Genomic DNA, 16,795 nt, shown 5'->3' with positions numbered 1-16,795 from the left:
CCTGTTCGGTTGATTCTTCGGTCAGGGCCGGATTTGGCCTCCACCTGACACTATGGGCCCATTTTTAATGGCAGACGACGAGATCGAACTGTTTGTCGGACTGATCGAGAGCATTGGCTCGCCGGGTGTGGTCGATGGCTGCCGGCGACTGCTCTCGGCCGACGAACGCATGCGCGCCGACCGCTTCAAGTTCGAGCGGCATCAGCGGCAATACATCTTCGCGCACGCAATGTTGCGCATGGCGCTCTCGCATGCGGCGCCCGATGTCGCGCCGACCGACTGGTTGTTTTCGACCGGCCGCTACGGGCGGCCCTTTGTCGCTGCGCCCAGGCAGACAACGGCCCTGCATTTCAGCCTGTCGCATGCCGATGGCTGTGTCGCTTGCGTCGTGTCAAAGCACGAGGCGGTCGGCGTCGACGTCGAGACCGTGTCGCGGCGCGTCGCGCCGCTATCGACCGCGCTCCGCTTCTTTGCGCCGGAAGAAGTCGAAACGCTGCGTGGCCTGCCCGAACCGGCCGCAATCGAGCGCTTCTTCGACTATTGGACGTTGAAGGAGGCCTATCTGAAGGCCCGGGGTTTTGGGCTCAACCTGCCGCTCGATGCGTTCGCGATGCGGGTATCGCGGGATGCGATCGGGATCAGCTTCAAGCCCGACATCGCCGACGATCCCGCAGGCTGGCGCTTTTCGCTATGCTCGCCGTCGCCCTCGCACCGTCTGGCGGTCGCCGACGGCTCCCGTGCGGCTGGCGGCCTTCGCATCATTCGCAACACCTGGCCGCTCCAGGAAGCGGCGGAATGACGCCGGCGCGGCTGCGCGTCTTTCCCGCGATCTCGCGCAACCGCGATCCGAAGAAATATGTCGGCGAGCTGATGCAGGTGGCGGAGTTCGCCGACCGCAACGGCTTTGAGGGCATTCTGCTGTTCGAAGGCAACGACGTGTTTGTCGAGCCTTGGGCGATGGCCCAACACATCATGGCCGCGACGACGCGATCTTCGCCGCTGATCGCGGTCAATCCGGTCTACATGCACCCGTTCACGGCGGCGAAGTTCGTGTCGTCCTTGGCGCAGCTCCACGGCCGCAAGGTCTATCTCAACATGATCACGGGGACCGCGATCAGCGACCTGCGGGGGCTGGGCGATGAACAGTCGCATGCCGACCGCTACGTTCGCCTCGGCGAGTTCGTCGCCCTGATGCGACAACTGCTCACGAGCCCGCGCCCGGTGAATGTCGAGGGCCGATTCTATCGCGCCAGCAATTTGCAGCTGCGGCCACGCCTGCCGGCCGAACTGATGCCGGAATTTCTCATCGCGGGCCAATCTGATGCGGCACAGCGCGTCGCAGAGGAGACCGGCTGCATCAAGATGCAGATGCTGCCACCCGACCTCGATCGCGGTCTCGGAGCATCAGGCATGAATTTTGGTATTTTCGCGCGCGAGAGTCGCGACGAGGCGCGACGGGCGGCCAAGGCGCGCTTTCGCGACAACCCTGACGATCGCGAGCTGCTCGCGCTCACGGTGGAGAATTCGGATTCCGTCTGGAAGCGGAAGCTCTATGAGGGCCAGAGCGGCGAGCTTGCCGACAACGGCTATTGGCTGCTGCCCTACCTCACGTTCCAGTCCGACTGCCCCTATCTCGTCGGCAGCTATGCCGAGATCGGCGCCAAGCTGAAGGATTTTGCTGCGAAGGGACTGACCACTGTCATGCTCGACATGGTCGCAGACGAGACCGAGATGCAGCACGTCTGCAAGGCGCTCAGGGCGAGCGGGATGTTTTAGGTATCTTTCTCGTCATAGCCGGGCCTGTCCCGGCCATCCACGCCTTGCCACACAGCACGACGAACGTGGCGGGACAAGCCCGGGCAGGACGACCTTCGGCGCGACTCACCGCGCTTCTTCAAACCCCACCAGCACCGAGGTCAGGTTGGCACCGAGAATATCCGAGAGATACCCGCCCTCCTGCACGAACACGGTCGGCAGGCCCATCCTAGCAATAGCCTGGCCGATGCGGCGGAAGCCGGGTGTGGTCACGGCGAGGCCCTTCAGCGGATCATGCTCGGACGCATCGAGGCCGAGGGCGATCACGAGCGCGCCGGGCGCAAAGGATTCGATCGCCTTGCGGGCGACGTCCATCGCTTTGAGGTAGCCGTCGTCACCGGTGCCGATGGCCAAGGGAATGTTGAGATTGGCGCCGAGGCCGGGGCCCTCGCCGCGCTCATGCGCGTAGCCCCACACATAGGGATAATAAGCAATCGGATCGGCGTGGATCGAGATCGTGTAGACATCCGGGCGCGCGTAAAAGATGCCTTGCGTGCCGTTGCCGTGATGGACGTCGACGTCGAGGATCACGACGCGCTCGTGCTTCTTCCGCAGATGCGCGGCCGCGATGGCGCTGTTGTTGAGGAAGCAGAAGCCGCCGGCCATGTCGCGATAGGCGTGATGACCGGGCGGGCGGCAGAGCGCATAGGTCGCATCCTCGCCGTCCATCACCAGCTGCGCTGCGGTGACGGCGACATCCGTTGCGGCACAGGCCGCCGCCCATGTGCCCGGACCAATGGGAGCTGCGGTGTCGGCGGTGTGCCAGCCGAGCTTGCCGACGATATGGGTCGGATAGGTCGCAGCATGGCGCACCGGATGGATGTTGCCGATCATCTCGGGACCGGAATCGCCCAGCGCCGTCCAGGCCTCCCAGGCTTCGCTCAGGAACGACAGATATTCCGGACTATGAATGCGCGCGCGCGGCCCCTGCCCGAATGTGGTCGGCTCGACCAGTTGATGCTTGCCGTCCTTCAAGCCCTGCAGCAGACGATCAGCGCGCTCGGGCTGCTCGGTGGTGCGCTTGACGACGCCGCGAACCAGGAAGAATTGCGGATCGTGGCTGCGGTGCAGTTCGGTATGGACGGCTTTCACTCAAGACTCCGTGCTCTTCAACAGCGCCGCAGAGTACTTGATCCCTGCGGCGGCCAGATGCAAGCAAGAAGAATGCCGCCCGTGTCATTCCGCCCTGCACCGGAAGCAGATCGGCGTAAGGTTCAGCATCGCCCACGCTGGAGACAGGTCTCGCGGCCCTGCCTATCGGTGCGGAAGGACTCAATGAAGCCGCCCTGGCGCTGGGTGACGAAGACAGTCTTGCCGTCGCTGCCACCAAAGGCGAGATTGGTCGGCTCCTTGGCCTTCAGCGCGATCTCGCGCTCGACCGCACCGTTGGGCTTCATCAGCGATATCGTGCCCTTGAGGATGCGCGCGATATAGAGGCGACCGGCGACGTCGGTGCGCAGGCCGTCGATCGTATCAGGCTGAAACGCCTTGACGAGCTTTGCATCGGTGAGCGCGTTGCCATTGATGGTGTAGGACCAGACCTGGCCATTGCTGGATTCACCGACATAGAGCGTCCTGCCGTCTGGGCTGAGGTCGATGCCGTTGGTGGTGCCCATCGCACGCGGTGCCGACATGATTTGTCCTTGCACCATTCCATCGACGCCCTTGGCGATGCGCCAGATGTGGCCTTCCCGGCCCTTCCAGTTCGGATCGCTCGCATAGATCGTGCCGTCGCGGGCGATCGTGATGTCATTGGGCTGGTTCATCTCGTCCGAGTGAAACCAGACGACCGGCTCGGTTGCGCCCTTCGGGATCGCAAAGATGTTGTGCTTCTTGTAGTCGGCGATGAACATCGTGCCGCTGCGATCGAATCGGATGGCGTTGCCGATGCTGCCCTCGGGGAGTGTCGTGAAGGTTCCCGATGCTGCGCCGCCCGCGGGCAATCGACCGATCGTGCCGGGCGCGCCGAAATTGACGACGAAGAGGTTGCCATCGAGATCGACGGCGGGCCCCTCAATGCCATGTGTGTACTCGCCGGCGGGCGTCACCTGCACGCTTTCGAACAGCTTGGTCTCGGCTGCGAGAAGCGGCGTTGCCACAACAAGCAGAAGGCTACTGCACGGGCACCAGAAACTCCTGCCGGATGTAATAGCCATCGTCGTCGCTGCACTCGCCATTCAAATAAGGATCGGCCGGCCGGAAGAATCGACTGAAGCCCGGTTTGTCTACAGCGTTCCTTTGTGTCACGACGACGACCTTGGCAGCCGGTATTTCGCCGCATTCCTTGTTGGCTTTGCTGAAGAACTTACGCTGCGGCAGGCCGAGCCTGATGCGCATCGGTGTTCCCGGAACCATCTTGGCAACGAAGAGATCAGCCGTATTGAGCAGGGCCGGGTAGCCGGGCTCGGTCTTCGGCAATCCCTCGCCGCCCGGCGGCATCAGCCTCTCCGCGCCGATACCGCGCAGGCGCGTGCACAGCTTGCCGGAGGCGGGATCGCCCGGATAGATCCAGCCATCCTGCGACAGCATGAAACGGAGCGCGGCCGCGTCCTTGTCTGCATCAGACTGGCCTGCCTTCAGGCCAAAATCGGAATGGCAGCCGACGCAGTGCTTTTCGACAAGGTTCTTGCGCAGCGCGGTGAGCCGCATCTTGGACTGCGTATCCCTGGCGACGAAGGCAGCAAGCTGGTCGATCAGCGCCTGACTGCGCGTGTCGCAGGGCAGCGACGGCGGCGGATCGTCCGCAGCGCGATCGATGCGGATGATGGTCTGGTTCTTGTCCTCGACCAGCCAGATCGCACCATCGTCCGCAACCGTCATGCCGGCCGGCGCACCTTGCGGCCGCGCGCCGTTGACGCGGTGCCAGCCGGCGATCAGCTCCTCGAATGGCGCAGCAGCGACATCGCCGGTGTCAGTCTGAAAATTGTGGGTCGGGTCTGCCGCACAACTGACGTGATAGCGCACCGGTGCCGGAGCTGGCTTGGGGAAGCCGTGGTCGTCAACGTCGTAGATCAGCACGCGGCTGCCGGTTGGGCGATAGCCGTGCAGGCCGACCAAGAGCTTGCCTTCGAGCTCCGGAAATTTTGCCCCGTGATAATACAGCATCGCGAGTGGCGCGCCGTGCGGCGGCAGCAGCGAGAGCGGAGGCTTGTAGAGCGTGTTACTCGTACAAAGCGATTTGTAGACGCCGGATTGCAGCACGAGTTTGAACTCCGGGCTCGGCGTCGACAGGTCGTAACAATAGGGCCAGCCATAATGTCTGCCCTGCTCGATCGCATTGATCTCCTCGTTCGGCTTGAAGATATCGGGCAGGTCGCGGCCGTTCTCGCCTTGCAGGAAGGCGTAGCCGGCATCGGGAAAATTCGGGTGCAGCGCCAGCGCCATTGAATTGCGCAGGCCGCGCGCGTAGATCGTGTGCGGCGGATCGGGATCGTTCGGCTTCAACCCCGGGAAGATGCCGCCTGACGGCGGTGTGAACAGCCAGATCGCGGCCATGGCGGAGGCGCCTTCGGCCGCAGCGCAAGGTTTGGTGATCGGCGCCGGTGTGATGCAGTCGTCGCTGTGGGCACCGACATTGACGAACAGCCGCCCGTTGCGATCAAATACGAACTGCTTGAGCGGATGCGCGGCCTCGTCGAGCTTCGTCCCATCCGGCAGCGTGATGCGACGGCCCGGCATGTGACGAATGATGGTCTCGACCGTGCTGCGTGGATTGTCAGCGAGCGGATCGAATCGGAAGATGGTCTCGGCGGTCGAGGCATAGAGCTTCTTGTCCGGCCCGATCACGAGGCCGAACGGATATTCCACCCCGGTCAGGAGCTCCTTGAATCGCTGGCCACCGGCCGCGTGGGGATCGAGCAGCAGCAGCCGTCCATCGACGTGTCCCCAACCGCCCATATCGGCAACCACGAACAGGTCACGGCCGGGCACCTGGATGATCGACCGCGGAAATTTGAGATGGTCTTCCTCGCTGGCGACAAGGCCGGCGCAAAAGCCCGCCTTCATGTCGATCTGGAGCCTGGGAAAGGCGAGACCGCCGCCGCCGCAGGTCTCCGTTCCCAGCGTGTAGCCGCTTTTTCGCACAGGTTCGGACGCGGCCGGCGAGGCAAAGCCGAGAATGATCACGGCCAAGGCGGCGACACTGACACGCAAGCTTCGCCGTCCATTCCGGAATGTGAGCTGATTCACGGTGCCCCCCGACTTTTCGGTCGAAGCTTGTTCCACGCCATACGGGCGTCGTCCAGTTGAAGATCACTCCCCTGTGATCAAACCCGCGGAGTCCTTCGTGCCGACCAAACTCCGTAGATTTCCTTACCGGGCTTGACCCGAATATTTTTCGTTCGTTTCGGCTGGTATCGATATGCCATCCAAATCGCTTTCCAGAGGAGGCGTGTATGGTTCAGATGTACTTCCACTGCTCGAATGCCGAAGGCACGTTGATCGATCGCTACGGCACCGCAGTCGCCAACCTGACCGAGGCGCGGGACCGCGCCGCCCAGATCATGCGTTCGATGATCCTGACGCCCGGCGCTGAAGACTGGCGCGATTGGGTGATCCATATCAGCGACGACGACGGCGAAGAGATTCTGGATCTCCCCTTCACCGCCATGCTCGGCAAGCCGCATTGAGGTGATGCCATGCTCGCTTCCCTGAACCTGTTTCGCCAACCGCTCACCTTCGTCGCCAGCAAATGGCAGAAGCTGGTGCAGATCGCCGGCAACCCCTATCGCCCCGAGCTGCACTACATGCGTGGCCCTGGCCCGAAATGGCACGCCAAATATCAGGCCAGCCGGCTGAACCGCGGGCTCTGAATCGGGTTCGCAGCTTTTTTCTCAAATGATGTCTCTACGTCGCGATGGCCGGGCATGTCCCGGCCATCCACGTTTTTGGAGCGCGCGGCAAGACGTGGAGGCCCGGGTCAGGTCCCGGGGCATCCCGGGTGGGAGAAAAGCGCGGGCCGCCTCACCTTCCCGTGAACTTAGCCTTACGCTTCTCGACGAAGGCTTTGCGGCCCTCGATCGCGTCGGCGCTTTGGCGAATGGTGGCCTGAAGCTCGATCTCGCGGCGGAACTGCGCCTCGTAGCTGGTGTGCTCGCTCTCCTCGAGAAGCGTGCGGGTGGCCACCAGTGCACGGGTCGGCCCCTGAGCCAGACGGCGCGCCAGCGCCAAGGCCTCCGCCATCAGCTTCGCGTCCTCGACGACCTGCCGCACCAGGCCGATCTCCTGGGCGCGCTCCGCCGTCAGCGGCTCGTTGAGCAGCATCAGTTCGAGCGCGCGCTGCCGGCCGATCAGCCGCGGCAACAGCCAGGTCGAGCCCAGGTCGGGCACCAGCCCAATGCGGCTGAAGACTTGAATAAAATTTGCCGAACGCGCTGCAAGAATGATGTCACCGGCCATCGCGAGACTGAAGCCGCCGCCGGCCGCGACACCGTTGACGGCAACGACGACCGGCACCCGACATTCGCGCAACGCTCTGAAGGCCGGCCAGTAGAAGCGCGTCACGCCGGCGGCGAGGTCCTCTCCGAGCGCTCCGGCTGCCTTCAAATTCTGCCCTGAGCAAAATCCGCGCCCGGCACCGGTGAGGATGAGGGCGCGAACCTCCGCATCGGCCGTCATCTCGGCGACTCCGTTTGCGAGCGCACCGAGCAGGTCCGGCGTCATCGCGTTCAGGCTGGCCGGCTCGTCGAGCGTCAAGATCCCGACCGCGTCATCCCGCGCCTGTTTCACACCAGCCATGTCGTGCCTCCCTTTCGATGTTCTCGTTGGCGTCAATGTGCCATTCTTCGCGTGCTCCGCCAATTGCGGAGCTTCGACGTCCGCGCAACGAAGCCAAGACAGAGGTCAAGACGACATCATGCCTCATCAGTTCAGCCTCAACCAAGCCGTCCGCAAACCCGCCGTCACATCCAAGGGCGGCATTGTCGCTTCGCAATCGCGACGGGCGGCCGAGGTGGGAGCGCAAGTGCTGGCGGCGGGCGGCGACTGCGTCGATGCGATCGTGGCGACCACCTTTGCGCTGAACGTGCTCGAGCCCTGGAACAGCGGCATCGGCGGCGGCGGTGCGATGGTGCTCTACCGCGCCAAGGCCAATCGCTATGAGGTGATCGACTACGGCATGTGCGCGCCGCAGAGCTTGCGCGCCGCCGATTATCCCATCACCGGAGATCGCGTCGCTACCGACCTTTTTCCATGGCCGCGGGTGAAGGACGATCGCAACGTGCACGGACCCGGCTCGATCGCGGTGCCCGGTGTCGTCGCCGGCATGGAGGAGGCGCACCGCCGCTACGCCACCATGCCGTGGAAAGACCTGGTTGCTCCGGCCGCGGCGCTCGCCGGCGAAGGCCTGCTCGTCGACTGGTGGACCACATTGACGATCGCGGGCGCGGCGACGGATCTTCGGCGTTATCCGGCAAGCGCAGCTGCCTTCTTGAAGGACGGCCTGCCCCCGAGCGCGCCCTGGAGCATCGAGGCCGAGACGAGACTGCCGCAGGACAATTTGAAGGCGACACTGTTGCATCTCGCCGAGGCCGGACCACGGGACTTCTATCAGGGCGATCTCGCCAAGAGCATCGCATCCGACGTCAAGGCCGACGGTGGCTCGCTGTCGATCGAGGATCTCGCCGCGTTTCGTGCGCATCTGCGCGAGCCGCTGGCGATCCCCTATCGCGGCGGCAAGGTGCTTGCGACGCCTGAGCTCACGGCCGGGCCGACCATGGCGCATGCGCTGCGCCTGTTGCAGCAGAATTTGAAGCCGACAGGCGCGCCGGATACGGCCGCCTATGCCGAATATGCCGTAGCCCTGCAAGCGGCCTATGCCGAGCGGCTCAAGGACATGGGCGATGCCGAAGGCAAGCGCTCGCTCGGCGCCGAATATCTGGCGCCGGCCTGCACCACCCATTTCTCCGTGGTCGACCGGGACGGCAACATTGCCGCAGTGACACAGACACTGCTCTCTTCCTTTGGCTCGAAATATGTGACGCCGCACACCGGTATCCCCATGAACAACGGCATCATGTGGTTCGATCCGACGCCCGGCACGACCAACTCGCTCGCCCCGGGCAAGCGCTGCCTCACCAATTACACGCCGGTGATCGCCGAGACCAGGAATGGCAAGCGCCTCGCGGTTGGTGCCTCCGGCGGCCGCCGCATCCTGCCTTCGGTCATGCAGCTCGTGTCCTTCGCGATGGATTTCGACATGGACCTCGATGCCGCCATCCACCAGCCCCGCATCGATTGCAGCGAAGGCGCGATCGTGCTCGGCGACATCAGGCTGCCGGCAGATACACGCAAGGCGCTTGCCGCCCGCTTCGACTACAAGGAAGCGCCGGTGCAGACCTTGCCGATGAAATTCGCCTGCCCGAGCGTGGTGATGCGGGACGGCGACACAAATTCCGGCGCGGTCGAAATCTTCCAGCCCTGGGCGGACGCGGTGGCGGAAGGCTGAGCATCCGCGGGACAAGCCCCCGCCGGCGGCAACGACCCATGGATCAATGTGAGACGGTACCAGCGCGCGCTTGCGCATCTGCGCGAGAGCCACGACTTCCCCACATTTGCGGGGAACTTAGCTGCTCACGATTCGTTCATTGAACGGACGAATGCGCTTGCCCTGAATCGGGCCCACCTGGAGGACATGATGAAAAGACTCGCGCTCGCCGCATCGCTGATCGTTGCAGCCGGCCTCACGCTGAGCAGCCCCGCGCTCGCCAAGGGCGGATATGGAGGCGGTCACGGTCATGGTCACGGGATGGGCCATTATTACCATGGCACGCCGCCCGGCTGGTATCACGGCCGAAAGGTCGGCTGGCGCGGTTACGGGTGTCCGCCGGGCCTGTGGAAGCAAGGCCGCTGCTGATACTCAATCCGCTCGTCGTGCAAGGCGTCGCTCCCCGGTGGAGCGGCGCCTTCTTCAAATGCCGAGCCGGTCGCGCACACGCCCTGCGATGACGGCCGTCGTCACGGCCACCGGCCAGAACGCATGAATCGGGATCGGCTTGATGCCGGTGATGGGCATGTCGATCTCGGTCTTGGCGCCGCCGATCAAGCGGCGGGCAAGCTGCGCGCCCATGGCCGTTGCAAGCGCGACACCCCGACCATTGCAGCCAAGCGAGATCAGGATGCTCTCCGCCGGCTCGTGCACGTGCGGATAGTGATCTTTCGTGATCGCAAGCCGGCTGTTCCAGCCATGCGTCCAGGCGACGCCCTTCAGCTGCGGCCACAGACGTTCGGCGTAGCGCATCAGATAGGCAACGTCATCGGGCGAGTTGATCCAGCGCATCGGGCCGCGCCCCCCCATCAAGAGACGGTTGTGCTGGTCGATGCGGTAATAGACCGTGATATGGCCGCTCTCGTAGAGCACCGGCCGCGTCGGCATGATCGAGCGAGCGACGTCGTCGGACAGCGGTGCGGTCGCAGCGATCGAGGAAAATACCGGCAAGATGGTGCGGCGAAGCGCCGGCCAGAGATCGTCGGTAAAGCCGTTGGTCGCAAGCAGGACCTTGTCGGCGTGGACGATCGCGCGCGGCGTCTCGATACGCCAGCGACTGCCGTCGCGACGGAGCAACAGCGCTGGCGTCTCGCCATGCACCTTCGCACCCGCCGAGATGGCCGCACGCGCAAGGCCGCGCGCGTAGCTGAGCGGATGCAGGTCGCCGCCGCGGGTATCAAGCATGGCACCGATGTAGCGGTCGGTGCCGGTCATCTCGCGCAGCTGCTCGCGGCCCAGATAGGTCACAGGCATGCCGCGACGGATGCATTGCTGCGCAGTCTTCCCGATCGCGGCAGCACTCGCCTCGTTATAGGCCGCGCGCAGCGTACCGTTCTGCCGCGCCTCGCACGGAATCTGGTAGCGGCGAATCAGGTCGTGGGTGAAGTTCGTGGTGCCGTAGGAAAACGCGATCATGCGGCGGCCGAGCTCGGGGCCGAAATCGGCCTCGATCTGATCGGGATCATGTTTCAGGCCGGGATTGGTGTGGCCGCCATTGTTGCCCGACGCGCCCCAGCCCGGCTCCTGCGCCTCCAGCACCAGCGCATCGACACCCCGCTCCGCCAGATGCAGCGCCGTGGACAGGCCAGTGTAACCACCGCCGACGATTGCGACGGAAACACTCTTGTCTGTATCGAGCGGCGGCGTTGCCACTGGAGCAACAGCGGTGTCGGCATAGAGCGAGGGCGGCAGCGGCAGGCGCGTCATGGCGAGAACCGGTCAGAGCGGATGCAGCACGCGGCGCAAGAAGTCCTGCGTGCGCGGGTGCTGGGGTTGGTTGAGCAGTGTCTTCGCCGGCCCCTGCTCGACGATGACACCGCCATCGATGAACAGTACGCGGTCGGCAACGTCGCGGGCAAAGCCCATCTCGTGGGTGACGACGACCATGGTCATACCGTCGTCGGCGAGCTTGCGCATCACGCCGAGGACATCGCCGACCAATTCAGGATCCAGCGCCGAGGTCGGCTCGTCGAACAGGATCGCCTTGGGCTGCATGGCAAGTGCACGCGCGATCGCGACGCGCTGCTGCTGGCCGCCGGAGAGCTGCGGCGGATGCGCGTCGGCCTTCTCGGCGAGCCCGACCTGGGCGAGCAGCGCCCGGCCTCGCTCGAGCACCTGCGCACGCGGCTCCTTCTTCACGAAGAGTGGTCCTTCAACGACATTCTCCAGCACCGTCCGATGCGGGAACAGATTGAAGCGCTGGAACACCATCGAGACCTGGGTGCGGATGTTCACGATCGACGGCGCATCGCGGTCGACTTTCAATCCCTCGACGCTGATCTCGCCGCGGTCGTAGCTTTCCAGCCCGTTGATACAGCGCAGGATGGTCGACTTGCCGGAGCCTGATGGGCCGATAATGCAGACCACCTCCCCCTTCTGCACGGAGGCCGTGATGCCCTTGAGCACCTCGACCTTGCCAAAGCTCTTGTGGACGTCGGTGAGCTCGATCATTTCTTGCCGGCCCGCTTTTCGAAGTGGCGGACCAGCAGGATCAGCGGGATACTCATGGTGAGATACATCAGCGCCACCAGCGTGAACACGCTGGTGTTCTTGAAGGTCGAGGACGCGATCAGCTTGCCTTGCAGCGCAAGCTCGGCGACCGTGATGGTCGAGGCTTGCGAAGAATCCTTCAGCATCATGATCATGACGTTGCCGTAAGGCGGCAGCACGATACGCACGGCCTGCGGCAGCACCACGCGGCGCATGGTGAGCCACCAGCCCATGCCGATCGACTGCGCCGCCTCGATCTGACCCTTGTCGATCGCCTCGATCCCGGCGCGGAAATTTTCCGCCTGGTAGGCCGAATAGGCGATGCCGAGGCCGAGGATGGCCGCTTGTAGTGCGCTAAGCGTGACGCCGAGATCGGGCATCACGAAGTACAGATAGAACAGCAGCACGATGATCGGGATGCCGCGGATCACGTTGATCAGGCTGGCGCTGAGCATCGACAGCGTCTTGATGCCGGAGACCCGCATCATCGCCCAGATCAGGCCGAGCACGGTCGAGAGCAGCAGCGAGCCGATGGTGACGACGATCGTCAACGCGACGCCGTTCATCAGGATCGGGAAGAACTCGGCGGCGTCGTGCCAGAAGCCTTTCATCGGGCAGCCTACGATCAGCCTCTATCGATCACCCCTGAGCCTTCAGGCCCCATTTATTGAGGATCTTGTCGATGGTGCCGTTGGCCTTCAGCTTCGCCAGCGAGGCATTGATCTTGCCGAGCAGCGCGGTCTCGCCCTTGCGCACGCCAATGCCGACCGAACCGATCGTAACCGGCTTGTAGCCGTCGACGAGACGGACTTCGGGGAAGCCGCCCTGCTTCAGATTGTAGGCCAGGATCGGATAGTCGGCGTAACCGGCCTTGAGGCGACCGGTGTTCACGTCGCGCAGGATGTCCGGAATGGTGTCGTAAGCCTTCACCTCGGCGAACAGGCCGGTCTTCTTCAGCGCGTCGACGAAGGCGGTGCCGACCTGGGCACCGACGGTCTCGCCCTTCAGATCGTCCTGCGTGGCATAGGCCTTGGTGTCGCTCTTTGGCACGACCAGGCCTTCGCCATAGGTGTAGATCGGGTCGGAGAAGTCGATGACCTCCTTGCGCGGCGCCGTGATGAACATTGCGGCCGCGATGATGTCGATCTTGCTCGAGGTCAACGACGGGATCAGCGCCGAGAACTGCATCGGCTCGATCTGCACGTTGAAGCCGGCATCCTTGCCGATCTCGGTGACGAGATCGACCATGATGCCCTGGATGGAGTTGGTCTTGGTGTCGAGGAACGTGAACGGAATGCCCGTCGGCGTCGACCCGACCTTCAGCATCTGCTGTGCTCGAGCCGGCATCACCGCAGCAATCGCAAGCGCCGCGATCGCGGCCAGACCAAAACGCTTCATCGCATCCCCCTTTGGGTCTGGCCGATGGCGGCGCTCGCGCAAGTCGTGATCAGACGTTGCGGGCCAAGCCGTTTCGGCCTATTTTCACCAATATGAAAATTTGGCCACACTTTTGCGGACGATGCAAGCGGTTTTCATCCACATGAAGGAAGCGGTTTGACGTGAGCGGTGGCAAGAGAATGCGCAGGCCGGCCGCCGCGAAGCCGGCCAGGAAGGCGAGAGCCAAAGCTACCGCCAAGCCGGCGGAGCCTGCAATGGACGTCGCCGTCGGCCGCCGCATCCGGGATCTCCGACGGGTCAGGCGATTCTCGCTGGAAACGGTCGCGGCGCGCACGGATCTGTCGATCGGCTTCCTCAGCCAGATCGAGCGCGGCCTGTCCTCGCCGTCGCTGCGCGTGCTGGCAACGCTCGCCGACGTGCTCGGCGTCGGCATCGCCGCGCTGTTCGGCGAAAGCCCGAATGCAGACGGCGCGTCGGATCAGGTGGTGACACGCCGGCTTCAGCGGCCCGAGCTGAAACTTTGGCGCACCGGCGTCTCGAAGCAATTGCTCAGCCCGGCCAGCGCCGACAACAAGCTCAACTTGTTCCTGGTGCATCTCGAGCCTGGCGGCTCCACGGGCGACGAACTCTACACCCATGACGGCGAGGAAGCCGGCCTCGTGCTCGAAGGCGAGATGATGCTGACGGTGGACAGCGAGACATGGTCGCTGAGGACGGGCGACAGTTTTCGATTCGCCAGCCGCAGGCCTCACCGGTTTTCCAATCCGGCGCAGGATGCGAAATCGGTCGTGCTGTGGGTGAATTGCGTGACGGGGGCGTGAGCTTCTTTCCCTCGTCATTGCGAGCGCAGCGAAGCAATCCAGAATCGTACCGTGGAGGCAGTCTGGATTGCTTCGTCGCAAGAGCTCCTCGCAATGGCGCGTAGAGAGATCGCTACCCAAACCGGTGCTGATACCGCTCTACCGACAGCGCACTCACGTCGATGTCCGGCTTCTTGCCCGACAGCATGTCGGCGAGCACGCGCGCCGAACCGCAGGACATGGTCCAGCCGAGCGTGCCGTGGCCGGTGTTGAGGTGGAGATTGGCGTATTGCGTCGGGCCGATGACGGGCGGGCCGTCCGGCGTCATGGGGCGCAGGCCGCTCCAGAACGTTGCCTTGGAGAGATCGCCGCCGCGCGGGAACAGGTCGGTGAGCGAATGATCGAGCGTGGCGCGGCGCGCATCATAAAGCTTGTCCGAATAGCCGGAGATTTCGGCGGTGCCGCCGACGCGGATACGGTTGCCGAGGCGGGTGATCGCGACCTTGTAGCTTTCGTCCATCACGGTCGATTCCGGCGCGCCGGAGGCGTCGCTGATCGGCACCGTGATCGAATAGCCCTTCACCGGATAGACCGGCAGCGAAATGCCGAGCGGCGCGACGACGCGCGACGACCAGCTGCCGAGCGCGAGGACGTAGTTGTCGGCTTGCAGCAGGCCGGCGCTGGTCGCCACACTGCTGACGCGACCGCCTTCCGTAACGATGCGCTCGATGCAGGTGTTGAACAGGAAGCGCACGCCGAGCGCCTGGGCATGCTTGGCCAGCGCCTGCGTGAACATGTGGCAGTCGCCGGTCTCGTCCTGCGGCAGGCGAAGGCCGCCGACGAACTTCTCCTTCACGCCCGCAAGTGCTGGTTCGACCGCGATGCAGCCTTCGCGGCTCAGCGTCTCGTAAGGCACGCCATATTGCTTGAGCACCGCGACGTCGTCGCCGGTGCCGTCGAGTTGTGCCTGATAGCGGAACAGCTGCAGCGTTCCTTGCGAGCGCGCGTCATATTGGATGCCGATGTCGCGGCGCAGATCGCGCAAGGAATCGCGGCTGTATTCCGCGATCGGGATCATCCGGCTCTTATTGATCGCATAGCGCGCACTGGTGCAGTTGCGCAGCATCTTGAGCAGCCAGACCCACATCACGGGATCGAGCTTCGGCCGGATCACCAGCGGACCATGCTTCATCAGGAGCCACTTGACCGCCTTCACCGGCACGCCGGGGCCGGCCCAGGGCGAGGAATAGCCGGGTGACACCTCGCCGGCATTGGCAAAAGAGGTCTCCAGCGCCGGCTCGGGCTGACGGTCGACGACCGTCACGTCGTGGCCGGCGCGGGCGAGATAGTAGGCAGAGGTGACGCCGATGACACCGCTGCCGAGGATCAGAACTTTCACGCTTGGTCAAACTCCCGCGGCATCACACTCACCGCTGCAAAAGAAAACTCCGCAACGGCGAGAGCAATTATCAGGCCACCTTCTTGATGGCATCGCCGAGGATCGAAACCATCTGGTCGATGTGGCTCTTCTCGACGATGAGCGGAGGCGACATCGCGAAGCTGTCGCCGCTCATGCGCAGGTAAAGGCCGGTATTGAAGCAGTCGACCATGACGTCATAGCCACGCGCGCCGACCACGCCGTCGCGCGGCGCCAGTTCGACTGCGCCCATCAGGCCGCAATTGCGGATGTCGACGACGTTGGGCAGGCCCTTCAGCGAATGCAGCGCATCGCGCCAGTATTCGGCCATCGTCGCTCCGCGCGTGAGCAGACCCTCGTCCTTGTAGATGTCGAGCGTCGCGATACCGGCGGCGCAGGCGGTCGGATGCGCGGAATAAGTGTAGCCGTGGAACAGCTCCATCTGGTTCTCGGGGCCGACCATCATGCCGTCATGCACCTTGCGGCTCGCGAACACCGCGCCGCAGGGAATGGTGCCGTTGGTGATACCCTTGGCCGTCGTCATCAGGTCCGGCGTGACGCCGAAGAAATTGGCGGCGAACGGCGTGCCCAGGCGGCCGAAGCCGGTGATGACCTCGTCGAAGATCAGGAGAATGCCGTGCTTGTCGCAGATCTCGCGCAGGCGCTGCAAATATCCCTTCGGCGGCGGCAGAACCGCGGTCGAACCGGGCACCGGCTCGACGATGACGGCGGCGATCGTCTCGGCGCCATGCAAACCGACCAGACGCTCGAGATCGTCAGCAAGCTCGGCGCCGTGCTCGGGCTGATCCTTGGCAAAGGCGTTGCGGGAGAGATCATGGGTGTGGCGGATGTGGTCGACGCCCGGCAGCAGGGTGGTGAAGGCGCGACGGTTGGCGACCATGCCGCCGACCGAGGTTCCGCCGAAGCCGACGCCATGATAGCCGCGCTCGCGGCCGATCAGGCGGGTGCGGCTCGCCTGGCCGGTGGCGCGGTGATAGGCCAGCGCGATCTTCAGCGCGGTGTCGACCGATTCCGAGCCGGAGTTGGTGAAAAAGACGCGATCGAGCCCCTTCGGCGCGATCTCCGCGAGACGCTCGGCAAAGTCGAACGCCAGCGGATGGCCCATCTGGAACGTCGGCGCGAAGTCGAGCGTCATCAGCTGCCGCTCGACGGCGGCGGCGATCTGCTTGCGGCCGTGACCGGCATTGACGCACCAGAGGCCAGCGGAGCCGTCGATCACCTTGCGGCCGTCGACCGTGGTGTAGTGCATGCCCTCGGCCGAGGAAAACAGGCGCGGCGCCTTCTTGAACTGCCGGTTGGCCGTGAACGGCATCCAGAACGAGTCGGTCTTGATAGTGTTCGGAATCTGATGAAGGGTCACGGCCGCGCTCC

The 16,795-nt window shown here is 64.2% G+C and carries 17 protein-coding genes; 7 read left to right on the top strand and 10 right to left on the bottom strand.

What is annotated here, in order from left to right; translation table 11 throughout:
- The first annotated feature begins 67 nt into the window (after positions 1–67).
- On the top strand, positions 68–799 hold the full coding sequence (locus XH88_RS08285; protein ID WP_271614921.1) for a 4'-phosphopantetheinyl transferase family protein: 732 nt from the start codon (positions 68–70) through the stop codon (positions 797–799).
- Positions 796–1,776: an LLM class flavin-dependent oxidoreductase gene (locus XH88_RS08280; RefSeq protein ID WP_271614920.1), complete on the top strand. Its 981-nt coding sequence runs from the start codon at positions 796–798 to the stop codon at positions 1,774–1,776. Before XH88_RS08285 ends, XH88_RS08280 begins: the two co-directional genes overlap by 4 nt.
- 105 nt (positions 1,777–1,881) lie before the next feature.
- Here XH88_RS08280 and XH88_RS08275 read toward each other — a convergent pair whose 3' ends face one another.
- The 3 genes from XH88_RS08275 to XH88_RS08265 form a co-directional block, all read right to left on the bottom strand.
- Positions 1,882–2,907 (bottom strand): histone deacetylase family protein, encoded by a 1,026-nt coding sequence (locus tag XH88_RS08275; RefSeq protein WP_271614919.1) that lies wholly within the window; start codon positions 2,905–2,907, stop codon positions 1,882–1,884.
- A 122-nt stretch (positions 2,908–3,029) separates the two neighbouring features.
- Positions 3,030–3,971: an SMP-30/gluconolactonase/LRE family protein gene (locus tag XH88_RS08270; protein WP_271614918.1), complete on the bottom strand. Its 942-nt coding sequence runs from the start codon at positions 3,969–3,971 to the stop codon at positions 3,030–3,032.
- On the bottom strand, positions 3,928–6,003 hold the full coding sequence (locus tag XH88_RS08265) for a PQQ-dependent sugar dehydrogenase (RefSeq protein WP_271614917.1): 2,076 nt from the start codon (positions 6,001–6,003) through the stop codon (positions 3,928–3,930). The genes XH88_RS08270 and XH88_RS08265 overlap by 44 nt, the downstream gene beginning before the upstream one ends.
- A 206-nt stretch (positions 6,004–6,209) precedes the next feature.
- Here XH88_RS08265 and XH88_RS08260 point away from each other — a divergent pair, with 206 nt between their 5' ends.
- Positions 6,210–6,443, top strand: a complete 234-nt coding sequence (locus XH88_RS08260; protein ID WP_128968079.1) for a DUF6894 family protein — start codon at positions 6,210–6,212, stop codon at positions 6,441–6,443.
- Positions 6,444–6,452: 9 nt separating this feature from the next.
- On the top strand, positions 6,453–6,626 hold the full coding sequence (locus tag XH88_RS08255) for a hypothetical protein (RefSeq protein WP_271614916.1): 174 nt from the start codon (positions 6,453–6,455) through the stop codon (positions 6,624–6,626).
- 151 nt (positions 6,627–6,777) lie between these two features.
- Here XH88_RS08255 and XH88_RS08250 read toward each other — a convergent pair whose 3' ends face one another.
- On the bottom strand, positions 6,778–7,551 hold the full coding sequence (locus tag XH88_RS08250) for an enoyl-CoA hydratase-related protein (RefSeq protein ID WP_271614915.1): 774 nt from the start codon (positions 7,549–7,551) through the stop codon (positions 6,778–6,780).
- 118 nt (positions 7,552–7,669) lie between these two features.
- Here XH88_RS08250 and XH88_RS08245 point away from each other — a divergent pair, with 118 nt between their 5' ends.
- The gene (locus tag XH88_RS08245) at positions 7,670–9,259 is read left to right on the top strand and encodes a gamma-glutamyltransferase family protein (protein WP_271614914.1); all 1,590 of its coding nucleotides are present in this window, start codon (positions 7,670–7,672) and stop codon (positions 9,257–9,259) included.
- 189 nt (positions 9,260–9,448) lie between these two features.
- On the top strand, positions 9,449–9,667 hold the full coding sequence (locus XH88_RS08240) for a hypothetical protein (RefSeq protein ID WP_271614913.1): 219 nt from the start codon (positions 9,449–9,451) through the stop codon (positions 9,665–9,667).
- Positions 9,668–9,721: 54 nt separating this feature from the next.
- Here the strand turns inward: XH88_RS08240 and XH88_RS08235 are convergent, their stop codons facing one another.
- Genes XH88_RS08235 through XH88_RS08220 form a run of 4 tightly spaced genes read right to left on the bottom strand, consistent with a single transcriptional unit; the run spans position 9,722 to position 13,186 of the window.
- Positions 9,722–11,005: an NAD(P)/FAD-dependent oxidoreductase gene (locus XH88_RS08235; protein ID WP_271614912.1), complete on the bottom strand. Its 1,284-nt coding sequence runs from the start codon at positions 11,003–11,005 to the stop codon at positions 9,722–9,724.
- A 12-nt stretch (positions 11,006–11,017) separates the two neighbouring features.
- Positions 11,018–11,749, bottom strand: coding sequence for an amino acid ABC transporter ATP-binding protein (locus XH88_RS08230; protein ID WP_271614911.1), 732 nt, complete (start codon positions 11,747–11,749; stop codon positions 11,018–11,020).
- Entirely contained in the window at positions 11,746–12,399 is a 654-nt protein-coding gene (locus XH88_RS08225; RefSeq protein ID WP_271614910.1) for an amino acid ABC transporter permease, read from the bottom strand. Before XH88_RS08225 ends, XH88_RS08230 begins: the two co-directional genes overlap by 4 nt.
- Positions 12,400–12,427: 28 nt before the next feature.
- Positions 12,428–13,186, bottom strand: coding sequence for an ABC transporter substrate-binding protein (locus XH88_RS08220; RefSeq protein ID WP_271614909.1), 759 nt, complete (start codon positions 13,184–13,186; stop codon positions 12,428–12,430).
- A gap of 179 nt (positions 13,187–13,365) precedes the next feature.
- Here XH88_RS08220 and XH88_RS08215 point away from each other — a divergent pair, with 179 nt between their 5' ends.
- The gene (locus XH88_RS08215; protein WP_271614908.1) at positions 13,366–14,007 is read left to right on the top strand and encodes a helix-turn-helix domain-containing protein; all 642 of its coding nucleotides are present in this window, start codon (positions 13,366–13,368) and stop codon (positions 14,005–14,007) included.
- Between the two features lie 112 nt (positions 14,008–14,119).
- On the opposite strand, the gene XH88_RS08210 is transcribed toward XH88_RS08215, so the two are convergent.
- Together XH88_RS08210 and XH88_RS08205 are read right to left on the bottom strand one after the other, a co-directional pair.
- A complete protein-coding gene (locus XH88_RS08210) occupies positions 14,120–15,385 on the bottom strand; it encodes a D-amino acid dehydrogenase (RefSeq protein WP_271614907.1) in 1,266 nt (421 codons plus the stop codon).
- A gap of 70 nt (positions 15,386–15,455) precedes the next feature.
- A complete protein-coding gene (locus tag XH88_RS08205) occupies positions 15,456–16,784 on the bottom strand; it encodes an aspartate aminotransferase family protein (protein WP_271614906.1) in 1,329 nt (442 codons plus the stop codon).
- Between the last annotated feature and the right edge of the window lie 11 nt (positions 16,785–16,795).

The sequence above is a fragment of the Bradyrhizobium sp. CCBAU 51627 genome, assembly GCF_028128765.1.
GTDB lineage: Bacteria > Pseudomonadota > Alphaproteobacteria > Rhizobiales > Xanthobacteraceae > Bradyrhizobium.
Note: the sequence above shows the minus strand (reverse complement) of the source record. Positions and strands in the feature narration are given on the sequence as shown.